Below are 18,406 nucleotides of genomic sequence, written 5' to 3'. Positions count from 1 at the left end.
CTCCGAAAATATTAATTAATGGTGCAGGTAGGGGGTGTCTAAATCTTATGAAGACTGCCAATGCCATGGGGTTATATACTATTGTTACAGGAATGGAAGGACCTTGTATTCCTATAGCTGATAAAGTTTACCGAAATGTACATCCTGGACATCCTGAAGAGGTGTTAGCTGTAGCCAAAGTTGAGAATATAGATGCTATTGCAATATCGTGTAACGATATGGGGCTAGAAAGCGTAGGTTATTGCTGCGATCAACTTGGTCTTACGGGGCTTTCTTATGCTTCTGCTAAGGCAGCATCAAATAAACTGTTGATGAAAGAATTATTAGTCAAGAATGGAGTTAGAACTGCACGGTATTTTAATATTCACAATTTGGAAGAATTAAGAAATGTAGTAAGAAAACTTTCATTCCCTGTTATACTTAAGGCTACAGATCTTCAAGGTAGCAGAGGTATTTGTGTTGTCCGAGAAGTATCTGATCTTGAATCATCATATCGTGAGGTAATGTCGTTTACTCATAAGGATTATTGTATCATAGAAGAGTTTATTGAGGGGATAGAATTCGGAGCACAGGCTTTCGTTTTTCATGGCGAAGTGTTATTTATTCTTCCTCATGGAGATGAGACAATAATGTGTAAGACTGCAGTTCCTATAGGACACTATATGCCCTATAAGATGAATGAAGAGTTGTCTGTCGATGTTGATAGGCAGGCCCGTAATGCTATAAAAGCATTAGGACTAGATAACTGTGCCGTCAATATTGATTTTATTGAACGCGACAACAGGGCTTATATAATAGAACTTACGGGTCGAGGAGGCGCGAATGGACTTACTGATATAACCAGTATGTTTTGGGGCTTGAATTATTATGAGATGATTATACTGACAGCACTTGGTAAAGATCCTCGTGATGTTTTTGCAAGAAGATCTGTCATTCCTTTCGCTGCGAAATCAGAAATGGTAAGAAGTAGTAATTCTGGAACTGTCAAGTCAATTTCTATTCCTCATTTTAAAGATTCTGAGATAAACTTATTTATTCGTAATGGAGATGAGGTACATACATTTACGAATAGTAATGATGCTATTGGGGAGATATTTGTGAAGAGTAATAATCTTGAAAATTGTAAAATAATTCTTGATAATATAATTGATAATTTAAAGATTGAGCTTCAGTGAGCAAATGTAACTATTTTATAGCAGAAAATGCAGAAATAGAAAACCTTCAACTGTCTGATGGGGTGAAGATTTTTTCGGCACGTGTGAAAAATACTTCTCTTGGTCAAGATTCTTTAATTCGAGACTTTAGTCAAGTTGAAAGATGTGTGATAGGGAGACGTGTGGACTTACAGCGGACGGCCATGATTTTCGATACAGAGATAGGAGATTTTACTTATGTCGGTCGTAACTTTACTTGTTGGAATGCTAAAATAGGTAAGTTCTGTTCTATTTCATGGAATGTAGGCGTTGGTGGAGCAGATCATGATTATAATCGTATTTCTCAACATGCATTTTTGTATGCGCCTCAATTTGGAATAATAGAAAAAGGTCAAAAACAAGGATATAATCGTTTTGAAACAGAATGTATCATTGGTAATGATGTATGGATTGGATGTAATGCGGTAATTTGCCGTGATGTGAAAGTTGGAGATGGAGCTGTGGTTGCTGCGGGTGCAGTTGTTACTAAAAATGTAGCTCCGTATACGATTGTAGGTGGTGTACCTGCAAAAATCATTAAGCGTAGATGTTCAGAGGAACTTGCCTTGAGATTACAGAAAACTCAATGGTGGAATTTGCCAATTGAATTTATAAAGAAAAACTTCGATTTATTTAATTCTGACATTACAGAATTGAGTATTGCGCAAATGGAAAAATTGATACAATCACTACCTTGCACAAATCATATTGTATAGTTGCATAGATGGAGGCATTAGTTTGTTCTGATGCGACTTGCTACTTTAAACGATTAAATATATATTATGAAATTAACTCCAGAGATAGAGAACCGTTCAGTACAAATTTCTTTATCTATCATTCAATCTCTCAAAGAGATGGATGAAAAGAAAGTAAAATTATTATTAGTATTTGATGATGATAAGTTTGTTAGTATTCTGACTATTGGTGATATTCAGCGTGCGATCATTAATGGTGTTGACTTAAATAATCCTATAATATCCATTATTAGTACCAAGAAGCAGTTTGTATCACCTAACGAATCGAATGAAGACATACGACAGAAAATGCTGAATCTACGTTCAGAATGTATGCCTGTGGTGGATGAAGATGGTAATCTTGCAGATGTTTACTTTTGGAATGATTTCTTTAAGCATTCCGAGCAACAGTATCGCGAAAAGATTAATCTTCCTGTTGTTATTATGGCAGGAGGAAAAGGTACTCGTTTAAAACCGATAACGAATGTCATTCCTAAACCCCTTGTTCCTGTCGGTGATAGGACCATACTTGAAGAAATTATGGAGCAGTTCGAGGGAATTGGGAGTAAACGATTCTATATGTCTGTCAACTACAAGAGTGATATGATGCGTTTTTATTTAGATCAACTTCCTCATAAATATCAGATAGAGTTTTTAGAAGAGACAAAGCCTCTTGGTACTATTGGTAGTGTATCACTTTTGAAAGGTAAAATAGCTACTCCATTTTTTGTTAGTAACTGTGATATTCTTATTGATCAAGATTATCGTGATGTATATGATTATCACCAAAAGAATGAGAATGACATAACTATAGTGACAGCGGTGAAAAGTATCTGTATTCCTTACGGAGTTATTGAGACAGGAGATGATGGTCTTATGGTTGGATTAAAGGAAAAGCCTGAACAGACATATATGATTAATACTGGTGTTTATTTGCTTAACCCTGATTTGATTGAAAAAATCCCAAAGGGAGAATTTTTCCATATAACTCATTTGATGGAGAAGGTTAAGGAGCAAGGCGGTCGCGTTGGTTGTTTTCCTGTGAGTGAAGGTGCATGGAAGGATATGGGTGAATGGTCCGAATATTTAAAAATGATAAATGCGTTGTAGTATGACAAATAAAGAGAAATATCAGTTTGATTATTTTACGCTTAAAAACTACCAGCGATTGGTTGCATTAGCGATTGACAGGGGTTTTTATTTTATCTCCTATACTGACGATTTTTTAGAAGAAAGGAAAGATGTACTTTGGCGTCATGATGTAGAGTTTGAGCCCGACATTGCTTTGAAAATGGCTGAGATTGAGTATTCGTTGGGAGCAAAAGCTACTTACTTCTTTCAAATGCACAGTCCTTACTATAATTTGTTTGATCCTCATTATACTAAGGTGTTTAATAAGATAAAATCACTTGGGCACAATGTCGGTCTTCACTTTGATAGCCATTATTATGGTATTGATAATGAGAATCAACTTAATGAGTATATAGAGTTAGATAAAATTTACTTTGAAACTGTATTGAATGTTAAGATAGATGTATATTCTTTCCATAATACTACCTCTTTTACACAAAGATGTTTGGCGCGAACTTATGGGGGGCTCATTAATGTGTATTCATCTTTTTTTAGAGAGCATTTTGATTATTGTGGGGATAGCCTTGGCTATTGGAGGTTTGATGTACTGGGAGAAATGTTGGAGAATCCAAATGTACGGCATTTACAAGTGCTCACCCACGATGCTAATTGGAGTGAAGAAGTTTTATCTCCACGAAAACGTTTAACAAAAGCGTTTTTTGATCAGGCTGCTCGTTTGGATAGAGAACAGGTCGAAGGATTACATCGTAAAGGAATGAAGAGTATTGACGACGAGGATGAATAGAACGAAATATGTAATAACAAAACAGGAAGAAGATTATGTTGGTTTGTTTATTTGTTACATCTTGAATAAAGTGTATTAGAATCTTTGCTAAATAGTGTTTTTTAATTATTTTATGAATTCTACACATCAGATAAAATTAGGAGCAGTCATTTCGTATTTGTCTATTGCGATAAATATGATAGCAGGTCTACTTTATACACCGTGGATGATACGAATAATTGGAAAGGGAGATTATGGGCTTTATACATTGGCTATGTCTGTGATATCATTGTTTGTATTTGATTTTGGCTTAGGAGTTTCTATTAATAGATTTTTATCAAAATATCTTGCAGAAGGCAGACAGGATAAAGCAAATCAATGTCTCGGTATGGTGTACAAATTATATTTCTATATTGACATTGTGTTACTGATAGTATTGACTACTGTTTATTTCTTTATTGCTCAAATTTATCAAGAATTGACGCCTATAGAAATGGAGAAATTCAAAATAGTATATGCTATGGCTGCATTTTTTGCCGTTTTTTCTTTTCCGTTTATTCCGATTAATGGAATTCTTTCTGCACATGAGAAATTTGTGCAGTTAAAATTATGTGATGTAATTCATAAATTAATTGTTGTTGGAGCAATGTCGTTTTGTTTATTTGTAGGATACGGGCTTTATGCCTTGATATTAGTAAATGCATTGGCAGGCATTATTATGATAGCAATGAAGCTCTATTTTATAAAACGATATACTTCACAAAAGATAGATTTCATATATAAGAATAGAGAAGAATTTCGGCAAATTGTAGGGTTTTCTGGATGGGTAACAATTATGTCATTTTGTCAACGCTGCATATTTACCTTAGGTCCGACAATTCTTGGGGCTTTTTCTGGTTCAGCTGCTATCGCCATATTTGGTATTGCCAGTACATTGGAAGGGTATGTGTTTACATTTTCGAGTGCATTGAGTGGCATGTTTCTTCCTCGAGTTTCCCGTATTGTTGCAAAAGATGGCGATGTCCTTCCTTTAATGATTAAGATTGGGCGTATACAACTTATGCTTGTCTCATTTGTGGTATTAGGCTTTTGTTGTGTGGGCTTTGAGTTTATTCAGTTGTGGGTTGGTGAGGATTTTTCTCTTTCTTATTTATGCACATTGTTTATTATTATTCCTTCTATACTCCAATTACCACAGGAGATAGGAGATCAAACCCTCTATGCAAAGAATAAATTAAGGGAACGTTCCTATGCTTTTATTTCAATGGCTGTGGCAAATGTAGTTTTGGGTATACCATTGTCGATTTTTTTTGGTGCAGTGGGCTTGTGTTTCTCCATCTGTATGGCTTATTTAATAAGAACAATAGTTCTTGATATTATTTATAAAAACGTATTACATATCGATATATGTAAGTTTTTTAAAGAGACTTTTGTGGTATTTCTTCCTGCTTTTATTCTGTGTCTTGTTGTATGCTTTGCTTTAAATCATTTTGTTTGCATTGGTGGATGGTTAAGTATTGGAATAAAAGGTATTATTTATTGTGTAATAATGATTACGTCTTTATTTTTCTTTGTAATGAATAAAGAAGAAAAAGAGTTCGTTCTTTTCCCAATTCGGAAATTTTTTTGTAAAAAATAGCAATATGGATTTTAATGAGCAATTAACAACACCTGTTTTGTTTATGGTGTTTAATAGGCCTCTACAAACTCAGCGTGTTTTTGAATCTATCCGTAAGGTTCGTCCGGCAAAACTTTATATTGCTGTTGATGGACCTCGTGATGGATGTCAGAATGATATAGAAAAACGTGAGGCTGTTCTAAAAATAATAAAAAATGTAGATTGGGAATGTGAAAAACACTATTTAATACATGATAAGAATCTCGGATGTTCAAAATCCGGTCCTACAGCTTGGAATTGGGTATTCGAAACAGAGGATCGTGTCATTTTTGTAGAAGATGATGGGCTAGGTAATGAGTCTGCGTTTTTTTTTGTACAAGATATGCTTGAAAAATACAAAGATGACGAAAGGGTTGGTTATGTAGGTGCTGTAAACTATGGGCAGACGTATGGGGATAAATCGTATTTTTTTACAATGTTTCCTGCAGCGACTTATTTTATGGGGTTTTGGAAAAGAACTCAGAATCTATATGATTATGAATTAGAAACTTATGAGGAAGCTATAAAAGATGGAAGTCTTCGTAATGGTTACAGAACATCAATAGAATGGTTACTCGGCAACCGTTTATTTAAAAATTACAAGAGGAGTATACGTAAAGGTTGTAGATATAATACCTATGATGTGCAGATTAGCTTCCTTGTACGTCGATTCAAAAAATGTACAATTTATCCTAATATTAATATGGTGTCTAATATAGGTTTGGAGGGTGGTGCCAATAACCAAGTCAATATCAATAGTAAGTTCTATAAAGAGTATGGAAATCGAAAAACATTTCAAATGGATTCAATCACTTATTGTGATGATGTTTATATTGATAATGATTTTGATATGTCATTCTTTAATTATCGTTGCCTTCATAATAACAACTGGATTAAAGTATATTTGAAATCAGTGCTCTACGATCATTTTGGAGGTTTGTATCGAAAATATATACGTCCTATTAGAAGAAGAAATTAACTATGGATAGTAAACTTAAGGTTGTTCTCATCTGTCATTTCTCAAATCCAATGGTGCGATCATATTTGCCTTTGGATAATAGGAGAATGTATAATTTCATGCGTCATTTTTTGGGTATGAAGACTAAGAGTGGAGTATATCGCGACATTGCTGCATGGGATACTAATTTCATTGATAACATGAAAATGCGTGACGATGTGGAACTAACAGTCATTTCTGCTCATGGAGGTTTAAAAAAGAGTGTTGTACATTTTGAGGCGGAGGGAATAAAGTACTACTTTGTTCGTTGTGATAGGGCAACGCTCCTGAAACATCTCATAAAGAGCCCGTCTATTTGGCACGCACTGAATCCAATGCGACCTACTATTCGTCAGATTGTTCGCAAAATACATCCTGATATTGTTGCTTTGATGGGAGCAGAAAATGCTTATTATTCAGGGACGGTTTTGGGGTTAGAAAAGGAATATCCTGTTATTATGAAAGCACAGACTATTTATAACAATCCAGACCGTGAAAAATATGGTGTAGTTGATGTTAAAAATGCGTATGTGGAACGACTCATTTTTGAAACTCTCGACTATGTGTCTGTTACTACAAAAATGTATTATCAGTTGTATCGTGAGTATAACAAAACAGCTTATAACTTCTATTGGAGTTTCGGTACTACTTTTCATGAAGTAATCCCTATACAAGATAAGGAATTCGATTTTGTAAATTTCGCTAATAGTATGATCCCTGCTAAAGGTTTTACTGATGTATTACAAGCAATGGTAATTGTTGTAAAGTCGCATCCCAAAGCTAAGCTTAATCTGATAGGTACGCCTAATATAGAGGACAAAATAATATATGACAAAATAATTGCAGACAATTATCTGGAAAACAATGTAATTGTTACTCCTTTTTTTGAGAATCAAAATGATATGTTTCAGCATCTTCAAAAATCTCGTTTTGCTGTTCTCCCTTATAAACTTGATTATATAGCATCTACTACGTTTCAAGCTATGTATTATGAAATGCCAGTAGTGGTATATAAAACTGCAGGTACACCTACGCTCAACGAAGAAAAGGAGTGTGTACTGATAGCTGATATGGAGAATGTTAAGCAACTTGCAGAGAAGATGTTGTTGCTCTTAGATGATGAGAAAAAGGCTTCTGAACTTTGTAAAAATGCTAAGGAATTAATAGATTTTAGGAATGATGGTAAGCGTATTAGTGATGTTGTTATGAATAACTTTCGTGCTATCGTTGCACATTTTCGTTATGGAACACCTATTCCTAAAGAACTTATTTATAATCCATTGGGAGAATGAAGATAAACCGAATAGAGTTAAAGAATATTCTTCAATTTCTTGGAGATACAGTTATAGATGTTATAGGGGATCCAACAGGAGTCTATATCGACAATCTCGCAGATATGGCTAGAATCAACGAACATTCTCTTGATTGGATAAATCCTACCAAAGAAAATAAACAAGTGATAGCAGAAAGGAGTAGGGCTTGTGTACTACTTGTGGATGATAGTATTGTCCCAATTAGGGATAAAGTGTTGATTGTAGTTAGAAATCCTAAAATGTGTTTGGCGCAAATTGGTAATTATTTTTTTGTTGAAAGACAAGAAGCTGGTATCCATGCAACTGCGGTGGTGGACAGAGATGCTATTATTGGTGAAAATGTATATATTGGTCCTTATTGCGTTATTGGTCAAGCAACTATAGGTGATGGATGTATTATTGACAGTAATGTTCGTATCTATGGTTGTGTGAAGATGGGGAATAACTGTCATGTAAAGGCTGGAGCTGTACTTGGTGGTGAAGGCTTTGGCTTTGAAAAAGATGCTGGGGGGAACCGTTTTCATTTTCCTCAGATAGGAGACCTTGTTATCGGTGATGATGTAGAAATAGGCTCTAATACTTGTATTGACCGTGGTGCGCTCTCTGATACCATAATAGGAAGCCACACTAAAATAAACAATCTTTGCCACATAGCCCATAATAATGTGATTGGTGAAAATGTTGAGATTACAGGATGTGTGAATCTCTCTGGAGGCAATATAATTGAGGATAATGTATGGATTTCTCCTAATAGTTCTCTTCGTGGTTATATTCATGTAGGCAAGGGGGCAATTATAGGTACTGGTGCCGTTGTTACCAAGAATATTCCTGCTGGTGAAACTTGGGTGGGCAATCCTGCTTCTAAGATGGAAAAAAAGTAATGGATATAAAGGTTCTACTTTTATTCGCTATATTTTTAGGAGGATGGTTTTTCTCATCTAAGGGGAATACCCCCAAAAGACGAAAGAACTATATTGTTTTTGTAATGATATTATTCACGATGGAATCTTGCTTAAGAGGGCTATCTGTAGGTTCTGATACTATCAATTATTATTATATGTTTAAAAGTGCTGGGACGGAATATTGGGCATCTATTTGGCAAGCGATGAAGGAAAGATATATAGAAATGGCAGGAACGGAAGATGTTGGCTTTGTTGTTTACAACAAATTGATTTATGTACTATGGCCAAACTTTTCGTTTATGTTGTTTATTTCTGCACTTATCTTTTTTGTTCCATTTGGTAAACTTTTAAATAAGTACACTGAAGATTTTTGGCAATTGATATTCATCTTTGTTTTGTATGTAGCTTTGTTTAATATGATTGCTATGTCTGGTGTACGTAAAGAAATTGCGTTAGGTCTTACAGTTTGGGCATTTATGTTCTATGTTAACAAAGATAAAAAGAAATGTGCCATGTGTGTGTGTCTAGGAGCAATGATACATATGACTACATTGTTGTTTTTGCTTATTCCAGCTATAGATTTATTGAAAGGAAAATATCTTAGAACCCTTCATGTTTTGGCATTTATCTTAATTCCGGTTGTTATTGTGTTTTCTGGTCCAATTATTGTATTGTTAGCAGAAACTTCTGGAAATGAGAAATACAGAATTTATGGAGAGGGAGAAATACAAGGTGGCGGCATGATATTTACATTATTGATGGAAATGATTTCACTGTTTTGTCTTTATGCGTTTAGAAAAACCGATTTGTCTAAACAAAAGTTCTTGACTAAATTGTATATTATGTTGCCTTGTTTCACCTTTTTTGCTCCTTTGATTACCAATAATGGATCAATGGTACGAATCAGTCAATATTTTCATTTGTATATAGTTTTGCTGCTTCCCTATGCAATTGATATGTGTTTTGGAAGTAATAGGAAATCTATTTATACAATACTTATTATAATCTTGTTGATACTTAGTTTTTCTGCAGAGTACGAACCATATACATTTATTTGGAATGATAATTTACCTCTTTATTAATCCTACTTGTGAAACAACACGATGTAGATGGGGAAATGAGGGGGGGAGTACACAAATGTTTCGTAAAGTTAGCCAAATAGTAATTTCATATTGAAGATATATGTTATAAATATAAATTATAATTATAAATAAGAATGTTAAGTAAATATAGAAAATATGCGATGGATAACTGTCTGTATACTATAAGAAAAAACTATATAAATGAAAAAAGTGAAAATTAAATTTGTAGACTTTTTTGATGGCTTTGATAAAGGACGCAATGAATTTCTTGAAGTATTGAAGCAAAGATATGAGATCGATATTAGTGATGAGCCTGATTATGTAATATATTCTGGTTTTGGTTATGAACATTTGAAATATAATTGTATACGTATATTTTTTACAGGAGAATGTCAAACACCTGACTTCAATGAGTGTGATTATGCCATAGGTTTTGACCGATTAAAGTTTGGTGATCGCTATGTTCGCATTCCATTATATAATATGATGCAATATAAGTTAGATTATAAGGAATTGTTGAATAGAAAATCTATAATATCTGATGATATCAAAGGACGTGGTTTTTGTAGTTTTGTAGTGTCAAATTGCTTTGCAAATGATACTCGTGCAATATTTTATGAATTATTGAACCAATATAAATATATAGCTTCAGGAGGGAGATACAAAAACAATATAGGTGGTGCAATAAAGGATAAAAAAACATTCCTTTCAAAGTATAAGTTTAATATTGCTTTTGAAAATTGTTCTCACGATGGTTATGCTACGGAGAAAATAGTGGAAGCCTTTGCTGCGGGGGTAGTCCCCATTTATTATGGTGATCCTCGTATAGCAGAAGATTTCAATCCTAAGGCATTTATAAATGCTCATGATTATCAGTCCTTTGAGGAGATGGTTGAACGTATAAAGGAGATTGATGCAGACGACAGGTTATATTTAACAATGCTCAATGAACCCATAATACAACCGAATGCTGATGTAACCGAATTGGCAGATTTTCTTTATAGTATCTTTGACCAACCTTTAGCAAAGGCTAAAAGACGCTCACAATCTCAACCTACACAAGCAATGGAAGCGATGAAACTTCGGCATGAGTTTTTTGAAATGAAAATATATAAATATTATAAAAAGGGCATGAATCAATTTACCCGCCTGAGGAAGGGAGTCTTCCTTTCATCTAAACGTACAAAATAATGTTGATATACAGAATAAAAAGACGGCTGTTAACACATTGGACAATGCTTATTAATAGGATAAACATGATGTTGCGCGGAATTCAGTATGGTAAGCGTTTTACATGTTGTGGCTCAATATTTTTCAGAAAAGGTATAGGAGGCTGTATTGTCCTTGGTAATGATGTGAGTATTAATTCCAGTCGCATTTCTGATCCTATTGGTGGTGATACCAAGACTATACTCATTGTAGGTGATAATGCTAGTCTTATTTTGCATGATGGTGTTAGTATGAGTAATACTACTGTTTATGCTTCTAATTACATAGAGATAGGTGAGAGGGCCTGCATTGGTGGAGGTGTGAAAATTTATGATACGGATTTTCATTCTTCTAATGCGGAAAAAAGACTCTGTGGAAATATAGATGTTCCCTCTGAACCTATAATTATAGGAAAACGGGTTTTTATTGGGGGGCACTCTATTATACTAAAGGGAGTTATGATTGGTGATGAAGCAGTTATTGGTGCAGGTAGTGTTGTTACTAAGAATATACCAGCAGGTGAAATATGGGCAGGTAATCCTGCAAAATTAATTAGGAAAATAGTATAAATGAACATACCTTTAGTTTCAATTATAGTTCCTTGTTATGGGGTAGAGAGGTATTTAGCTAATTGCATTGAGAGTGTTCGGCATCAATCATATGTAAATTGGGAGCTCATCTTGGTTGATGATGGTTCTCCTGATCATAGTGGTGAGATATGTGATACATATGCAAAGAAGGAAAAGCGAATCAAAGTAATTCATAAAGAGAACGGCGGATTATCTTCTGCTCGTAATGCAGGTCTTGATATCATGAGTGGCGAGTATGTATCTTTTTTGGATGGTGATGACTTTTGGCATCCCGACTATCTAAAAATATTAATGGGGTATATTGTCACAGAGAATGCGGAAATTGTGCAGTGCGATTTTATACGTGGTGAAAAAACTATTTTCCCGTCATTTGATGAAAAGGAAACATGTCGAATGTATGATAACCATGATATTTTTACCTCTGAAGTAGCAAAGATTATCATGTGTGGTAAGGTGTATAAAGCTAACTTTTTTGAGAAAATACGAATGCCTATAGGGCTCATCAACGAAGATGATTGGACAACGTGGAAATTGTACTATCAGGCTAAAAAGATAGTTGTTACTAACCGTCCATTATACTATTATACTTATAATCCAGATAGTATCATGGGAATAAATAAGAAAAAACCTGATTTACGTTACTTTGACGCCTATGAGGAACGAATAAACTATTTTCACAAAAAAGGAGAAACGGATTTGGAAGATGCTTCACATATACAGTTATGTAAATCGTTGATGTTGTTGTATACTAACGATATGTTGACAAATGAACAGAGAGGAGAAATTCGAGAACGTTTCCAAAAGAGTTGGGAAAAGATTAAATGTTCTTCTGTACTTTCATTAAAGTTGAAATTGGTATTTGGGATTTTTAATCAATGTCCGATGATCGTAGTAAAATTTGTTTTGATTCTACGAAAATGAGTTTGGCAATATGTTGAATCAGTTGTAATCCTGTTTGTACTAGTCAGATAGCTCGCTATCTTCCTCGTAAAAACAGAAAACATCCTCAAAAATAACTCTCAAAATAATACTGAGCAAAATTTAAACAGGAACTAAAAGTATCAAAGTTAAAGGTGCTTTTCTAATATTATATATTGTCACACTAATGTCCTATAACAATCTAAACGTTGATAAATGAGTAAATTGGGCTCATATGTATTGTTGGTTTTCAATGCTTTACAAAATATGATTTTTCAATTTTTTTATTAAAGTGTTAAGTATAAATTCAAGTCCGTTTACTTGTGGATTAGCTATAATTTTCTCATATTCAATGCTGTAAAATGGATATTTCAAATTTTAACGGGATACTAATGATATTGTCATATTAGTGCAAATGATGCTATTGTAGAGACATATTATAGAGTTAGAATACAGAATAATGGTATGATTTCAAAGACTAGAAAATCAAATTTTGAGCTTCTTCGCATATTTATGTACGTTTGGGGTAATGACCACTCATGTGTTGCAAGCATGTTATCCATCCTTACATGCTGCAGATTTTAGTTTGATAAATAGTTTCAGGGTGCTTTTGATGTGTATGAGTATTGTGGCTGTGAACTGCTTTGTAATGATAAGCGGTTATTTTCGTATCAAACAATCGTGGAGAGGATTCCTTAACTTATATACACAGTGTGCGTTTTATATGATAATTCTTACCACGTTAGCTACATTGTTTCTTAATGCTTCAGCAGTTGATATTCTCAAAAAAACGGTTTTTGCATTGACAGAATCGGGGTATTGGTTTTTGACTGCTTATCTTGCATTGTTTTTGGTAGCTCCTGTATTGAATGTGGCATTTGAAAAACAGAACAGTAAGCAGAGGAAAGCATCGCTTATGGGACTTTTACTTATTGATGTATATATAGGCTATATACATCAATCTCCTGAAATATCACAAGATGTATATAGTGCTATTCATTTCTTTTTAATCTACTATATTGGTATGTATATTTCTGAATATAAGTGTGTTATTTCTGGTATGGGTGGCTGGGTAATATTCAGTATACTAATGGTTGTAATGCATGCTATAAAAGTTGTCTTTCCACCATTTGCAATAATATTTTCGATGCGGTATAATAGTCCGGCTGTAATGCTTGCAACTTTTCTTTTTTTTAATTGGGCGCGGCAATGGAAAATACAGTCGAATGTTGTCAATTGGATTTCAGTATCTGTATTATCAGTATATATAATTCACATGGGGCCATTCAGGGGATATTATTTCTTTGATTTTGTAGAAAGGATAAATAATAATTTGCCATCAGTTGCAGCTTGTTTGAGTATGGTGAGTTTTATGATCGTATGTTATATCGTATGTATTTTAATTGATAAAGTACGTATATTGATTTGTACACCCATAATTAAATGGTTGACGAATAAACTAATGATGATGGTGAATATTTGTTGGTTGCAAAAAAAAGTTAAGTAAATATTATAAAAATCTTCAGTATTTTTTGAATAATATGATGAGTGAATGCCATGATTGCGACAGTTGTGATTAATTAAAGAATTATCCTTAAAGTATAAAATCATGAAAAAGTTAGTATGGGTAACTACGGTTGCTCAATCAATGATACTTTTTAGAGGTCAGCTTAACTATATGTCAAGGTATTTTGACTTGACATTTGTTTCTTCTAATGAGGAAAGTCCAACAGAATTAATTAATGAAGGTCTTATTGAGGGAATTCATGTATATGAAATTCCTATGAAACGTGAGATTTCACTCTTTAAAGATATTAATAGCCTTTTGGCATTTATTTCTTATTTCTTGAAAGTGAAACCGGACGCGGTACATGGAAATACTCCTAAAGGCGCTTTACTCTCTATGATTGCCGCAAAACTAATAGGTGTAAGAACGCGTATTTATATGTGCCACGGTCTCCGTTATCAAGGATGTACTGGCATTAAGAAAAAGATTCTAGTGCTAATGGAGAGGTTAACTTGCTCTTGTGCAACACATGTATTGTGTGTTAGTGAAGGTGTAAAAGATGCATTGGGGAATGATGGTATTTGTTCTACAAAAAAAAGCTTAGTGATTGGTTCTGGTAGTTGTAATGGTATTAATACGAATTTGTTTGATGCTTCTATATATAGTATAGAAGAGAGAAATAAATTGCGATCTCAATATGGCATCAGTGAGGATGAATTTTTGTTTATTTATATGGGGCGTATAGTGAAAGATAAAGGGGTAAATGAGATGATTAATGCATTTACTTGTTATCGAAAAGAAAATCCTCAAATTCGTTTAATGATATTAGGTGCTTTTGAAGATGAACTCAACCCTGTAGAAACATATACGGCAGAAGTTATCAGGGGGAATAAAGAAGGGATTGTTTATTGTGGTAAACAATCTGATGTAAAGCCTTTTTTGGCGGCTTCGCAATGTTTGCTTTTACCTTCTTATCGCGAAGGTTTTGGCTTGGTTCTAATGGAAGCTGGCAGTATGGGAGTACCTGTTATAAGTTCTGATATTATTGGTTGTAATAATGTGGTAGATACAATGGAAAATGGTTTATTGATGGAACCTAAGAATGCCAACAATCTTTATGAAAAAATGAAATTAATGGTAGAAGATAAGGTTCTTTATCACAATTATTGTAATACAACACGTATTTCTATAGAAAAGCGTTTTGAGCAAAACATGCTTTGGAGTAAATTTCTAGAATTTTATAAGAATATAGTTTAATTTTAATTCATGTATAAACGCTTTTTTAAGAGACTGATTGATTTCTGTATAGTCTTTATTGTTTTAGTTTCCATTTGGCCGATATTGTTGATTGTCACTATTTGGCTTCATTTTGTGAATAAGGGGGCTGGAGCATTTTTCTTCCAAGAACGCCCTGGTAAAGGAGGTAAGATATTTAAGATCGTAAAGTTCAAAACCATGACCGATGAGTGTGATGTCAACGGTAATCTTCTGCCCGATGAGATGCGGTTAACGAAAGTAGGGAAATTTGTACGTTCTACAAGTATTGATGAATTACCGCAATTCTGGAATGTGTTGGTTGGCGATATGTCCCTTATAGGGCCTCGCCCGTTGTTGGTACAATATTTACCTCTATATAGTAAAGAGCAGGCTCGTCGTCACGAAGTGCGTCCCGGAATCTCCGGCTGGGCGCAGTGTCATGGCCGCAATTCGTTGTCATGGAGTGAAAAATTTGCTTTGGATGTGTGGTACGTTGATCACTGTACACTGATGACCGATATTAAAGTTGTGCTCATTACCATTAAAAAAGTGTTGGTACGTGATGGAATTTCGCAAGAGGGTAATGCCACGATGGAACCTTTTAATGGAAATAACTAATGTATTTATATGGAGCAAGTGGTCACGCCAAGGTGATTATTGATATTATAAAAACACAAGGTGGAGTAGTTGAAGGCTTGGTGGATGATAATCCCAACCTTAAAGAATTAAACGGAACTCCAGTTTTACATGATGCTACCGGGTTGTCTCCCTTTATTATCAGTATCGGTAATTGTAAGATTCGTAAGATGATCGCAGAACGACTTGATTGTGCGTTTACTACGATCATTCATTCTACTGCAATCATTTCGTCTACTGCTATCATCGGAGAGGGTACGGTGGTAATGCAAGGTGCTATTGTTCAAACAGAAGTAAAGATTGGTAAGCATTGCATTATCAACACGAAAGCGAGTATAGACCATGAGTGTGTGATTGGTGACTATGTCCATATAGCACCTGGCTGTACGATTAGTGGCGATGTGTGTGTGGGCGAAGGAACTTGGGTTGGTGTTGGCTCAACTGTTATTCAAGGTGTCAGGATCGGTAAAAATTGTTTTATCGGTGCTGGCAGTGTGATTGTTAAAGATATTCCAGATAATAGTAGGGCATATGGTGTACCTTGCAAAATAGTAGGAACAACTAAATAAAAATATAAAACAATGGCTGACATTCCTAAAAAGACGATTTATCTCTGCCTTGCCCACATGAGCGAGGAGGGCATTGAACAGAAATATGTGAAAGAAGCATTTGATACTAACTGGGTAGTACCTTTGGGACCGAACGTGAATGCATTTGAAAATGATCTCAAAAATTTTGTTGGAGGTAAAAGTGAGGTTGTTGCACTCTCGGCGGGTACGGCTGCTGTACATCTTGCACTGATAGCTTGTGGCGTTCAGGCTGGAGATGAGGTAATAGTGCAGTCGTTTACTTTCTGTGCTTCGTCGCATCCGATTACTTACCTTGGTGCAAGGCCGGTGTTCGTGGGGTCTGAAATGGATACTTGGAATATGGATCCTGTACTTCTTGAAGAGGCTATCAAAGACCGTATCGCTAAGACTGGCAAGAAACCTAAGGCGATTGTGCCTGTAGCACTTTATGGTATGCCTTATGATTGCGAGAAGATTATGGAGATTGCAAACCGGTACGATATTCCGGTTATAGAGGATGCTGCAGAAGGCTTTGGCAGTAAGTTTGACGGCAAAGTGTTAGGTACTTTCGGCAAGTTTGGTGTACTGTCATTTAACGGTAACAAGATGATTACTACATCGGGCGGCGGTGCTTTGATTTGCCAAAATGCTGAAGATAAGAATACCGTTATGTGGTATGCTACCCAAGCGCGCGATGCTTATCCTTATTATGAACATACAGCGATCGGTTATAATTATCGCATGAGTAATATCTGTGCCGGTATTGGTCGTGGTCAGATGACTGTAGCAGATGCGCATATTGCTCATCACAAGCATGTGCAAGCTTTGTATGAGGAGTTGTTGAAAGATGTAGTAGGTGTGCATATCCACAAGCAGCCTGTGGATTCACGCTATGATGCTAATTTTTGGTTGTGTACTGCTATCCTTGATTCAGATGTAAAGATTGTTGGTCAAGAGAAGGCCTATAAGGAAGTTATTAAGACTGCTGTGGGAGGAGCTGCCGGTGTGATTAAGGTAGTGGATAGCGCTACAACGGATTGTCAGCCCAATGAGAATGTGGAAGCATTGCGTGTATTTATGCTCTCGAAGATGGTCGAAACCAGACCGGTTTGGAAACCGATGCATAAACAACCGGTCTATGCAGAAGCTCCTTGTTACACTAATGGTGTAGAAGAAGATATTTTTAAGGTAGGTTTCTGTCTGCCGGCTGGTCCTTATGTGACAGATGATAATGTACGTTACATCGTGGAATCAATTAAGGAAGCTATCGTGACGTCGTGACGGATATTTCTATTAAGTGATTTTGTGGCTCTTTGTGTAACGGATTAGCGGATGAGTACTTTTTTGAATTTGCTGAAAGGACTTTTCTTTTTCTTCTGTGTGCCCTATTTTGTTTGGAAGAAGAAAACGACTACATAAAACCAAACATTGAATTCGTTCAATGCTTTCTTCCTTACTAATAAAGATTTAGATGACGTAAGGAATGCCGGATTATTCTGATGAGAATCATGGTAATTCTGCTTAATATTATTGTTTGTTTGTGTAGCCCTCCTTTATAAGGTCTGGCGTGACCTATTACATTAAAGGAGGGCTTTTTATTTAGATTTAGGTGTATCCTTTTTGAAATAATGATTGCTACATTCTTTTCATCTCAAATGTAGCTATCAATAGCCAAATTTCTCTGCTTTATGGAGGAGTTTGGCTATCTTTGATTTTTGAAATCTTAAGAGTCATATTGGTATTCTATTTTATATGAAAGATTTATTTTTCATATCCGTTATTAAAATGGGAATAATCCTGCATATTTATGAGTGAAGCGTTAATTGAATAAGTGTTATATAAATCAGGAAAAAAGGCCGGAGCTGTTAGTATGCAGTTCCGGCTTTCTTGTTATTATATCTCTATGGTACAATTTTGGGTGGTACTCGTCCGGAAACATGGAAAGATCTCCTTTATTACCTTCCCTTTCTCCTTTGCTTGTCCTGTA

At 35.0% G+C, this 18,406-nt stretch carries 17 protein-coding genes; all 17 read left to right on the top strand.

What is annotated here, in order from left to right; genetic code table 11:
* Positions 1-47 precede the first annotated feature (47 nt).
* The 17 genes from HMPREF1532_RS19600 (at position 48) to HMPREF1532_RS19520 (ending at position 17,700) form a co-directional block, all read left to right on the top strand.
* A complete protein-coding gene (locus HMPREF1532_RS19600) occupies positions 48-1,175 on the top strand; it encodes an ATP-grasp domain-containing protein (RefSeq protein WP_167556091.1) in 1,128 nt (375 codons plus the stop codon).
* The gene (locus HMPREF1532_RS19595) at positions 1,172-1,909 is read left to right on the top strand and encodes a DapH/DapD/GlmU-related protein (RefSeq protein ID WP_005934144.1); all 738 of its coding nucleotides are present in this window, start codon (positions 1,172-1,174) and stop codon (positions 1,907-1,909) included. Before HMPREF1532_RS19600 ends, HMPREF1532_RS19595 begins: the two co-directional genes overlap by 4 nt.
* A gap of 66 nt (positions 1,910-1,975) precedes the next feature.
* Positions 1,976-3,037, top strand: coding sequence for a nucleotidyltransferase family protein (locus HMPREF1532_RS19590; protein ID WP_005934141.1), 1,062 nt, complete (start codon positions 1,976-1,978; stop codon positions 3,035-3,037).
* A gap of 1 nt (position 3,038) precedes the next feature.
* The gene (locus tag HMPREF1532_RS19585; protein ID WP_025820021.1) at positions 3,039-3,803 is read left to right on the top strand and encodes a polysaccharide deacetylase family protein; all 765 of its coding nucleotides are present in this window, start codon (positions 3,039-3,041) and stop codon (positions 3,801-3,803) included.
* A gap of 112 nt (positions 3,804-3,915) precedes the next feature.
* Positions 3,916-5,421 carry an oligosaccharide flippase family protein gene (locus HMPREF1532_RS19580; RefSeq protein WP_005934137.1) on the top strand — a complete coding sequence of 502 codons (1,506 nt, stop codon included), beginning with the start codon at positions 3,916-3,918 and terminating at the stop codon, positions 5,419-5,421.
* Between the two features lie 4 nt (positions 5,422-5,425).
* A complete protein-coding gene (locus tag HMPREF1532_RS20610) occupies positions 5,426-6,418 on the top strand; it encodes a hypothetical protein (protein WP_005934135.1) in 993 nt (330 codons plus the stop codon).
* A 2-nt stretch (positions 6,419-6,420) separates the two neighbouring features.
* Positions 6,421-7,728, top strand: coding sequence for a glycosyltransferase (locus HMPREF1532_RS19570; protein ID WP_025820028.1), 1,308 nt, complete (start codon positions 6,421-6,423; stop codon positions 7,726-7,728).
* Positions 7,725-8,630 (top strand): DapH/DapD/GlmU-related protein, encoded by a 906-nt coding sequence (locus HMPREF1532_RS21945; protein ID WP_005934131.1) that lies wholly within the window; start codon positions 7,725-7,727, stop codon positions 8,628-8,630. The genes HMPREF1532_RS19570 and HMPREF1532_RS21945 overlap by 4 nt, the downstream gene beginning before the upstream one ends.
* The gene (locus HMPREF1532_RS19560; protein ID WP_005934129.1) at positions 8,630-9,733 is read left to right on the top strand and encodes an EpsG family protein; all 1,104 of its coding nucleotides are present in this window, start codon (positions 8,630-8,632) and stop codon (positions 9,731-9,733) included. The genes HMPREF1532_RS21945 and HMPREF1532_RS19560 overlap by 1 nt, the downstream gene beginning before the upstream one ends.
* 201 nt (positions 9,734-9,934) lie before the next feature.
* Entirely contained in the window at positions 9,935-10,924 is a 990-nt protein-coding gene (locus HMPREF1532_RS19555; protein WP_005934126.1) for a glycosyltransferase family 10 domain-containing protein, read from the top strand.
* A gap of 44 nt (positions 10,925-10,968) precedes the next feature.
* On the top strand, positions 10,969-11,511 hold the full coding sequence (locus HMPREF1532_RS19550) for an acyltransferase (RefSeq protein WP_167556089.1): 543 nt from the start codon (positions 10,969-10,971) through the stop codon (positions 11,509-11,511).
* Positions 11,512-12,453, top strand: coding sequence for a glycosyltransferase family 2 protein (locus HMPREF1532_RS19545; RefSeq protein ID WP_005934122.1), 942 nt, complete (start codon positions 11,512-11,514; stop codon positions 12,451-12,453).
* A 526-nt stretch (positions 12,454-12,979) separates the two neighbouring features.
* Positions 12,980-13,957: an acyltransferase family protein gene (locus tag HMPREF1532_RS19540; protein WP_005934120.1), complete on the top strand. Its 978-nt coding sequence runs from the start codon at positions 12,980-12,982 to the stop codon at positions 13,955-13,957.
* A 102-nt stretch (positions 13,958-14,059) separates the two neighbouring features.
* The gene (locus HMPREF1532_RS19535) at positions 14,060-15,214 is read left to right on the top strand and encodes a glycosyltransferase family 4 protein (protein ID WP_005934117.1); all 1,155 of its coding nucleotides are present in this window, start codon (positions 14,060-14,062) and stop codon (positions 15,212-15,214) included.
* 9 nt (positions 15,215-15,223) lie between these two features.
* Positions 15,224-15,832, top strand: coding sequence for a sugar transferase (locus HMPREF1532_RS19530; RefSeq protein ID WP_005934114.1), 609 nt, complete (start codon positions 15,224-15,226; stop codon positions 15,830-15,832).
* Entirely contained in the window at positions 15,832-16,419 is a 588-nt protein-coding gene (locus tag HMPREF1532_RS19525) for an acetyltransferase (protein WP_005934111.1), read from the top strand. The genes HMPREF1532_RS19530 and HMPREF1532_RS19525 overlap by 1 nt, the downstream gene beginning before the upstream one ends.
* A gap of 12 nt (positions 16,420-16,431) precedes the next feature.
* Entirely contained in the window at positions 16,432-17,700 is a 1,269-nt protein-coding gene (locus tag HMPREF1532_RS19520) for a DegT/DnrJ/EryC1/StrS family aminotransferase (RefSeq protein WP_005934109.1), read from the top strand.
* Positions 17,701-18,406 lie beyond the last annotated feature (706 nt).

It is taken from the genome of Bacteroides salyersiae WAL 10018 = DSM 18765 = JCM 12988 (assembly GCF_000381365.1).
GTDB lineage: Bacteria > Bacteroidota > Bacteroidia > Bacteroidales > Bacteroidaceae > Bacteroides > Bacteroides salyersiae.
The sequence above is the reverse complement of the archived record's forward strand: the minus strand, read 5'-3'. Positions and strand labels throughout refer to the sequence as shown.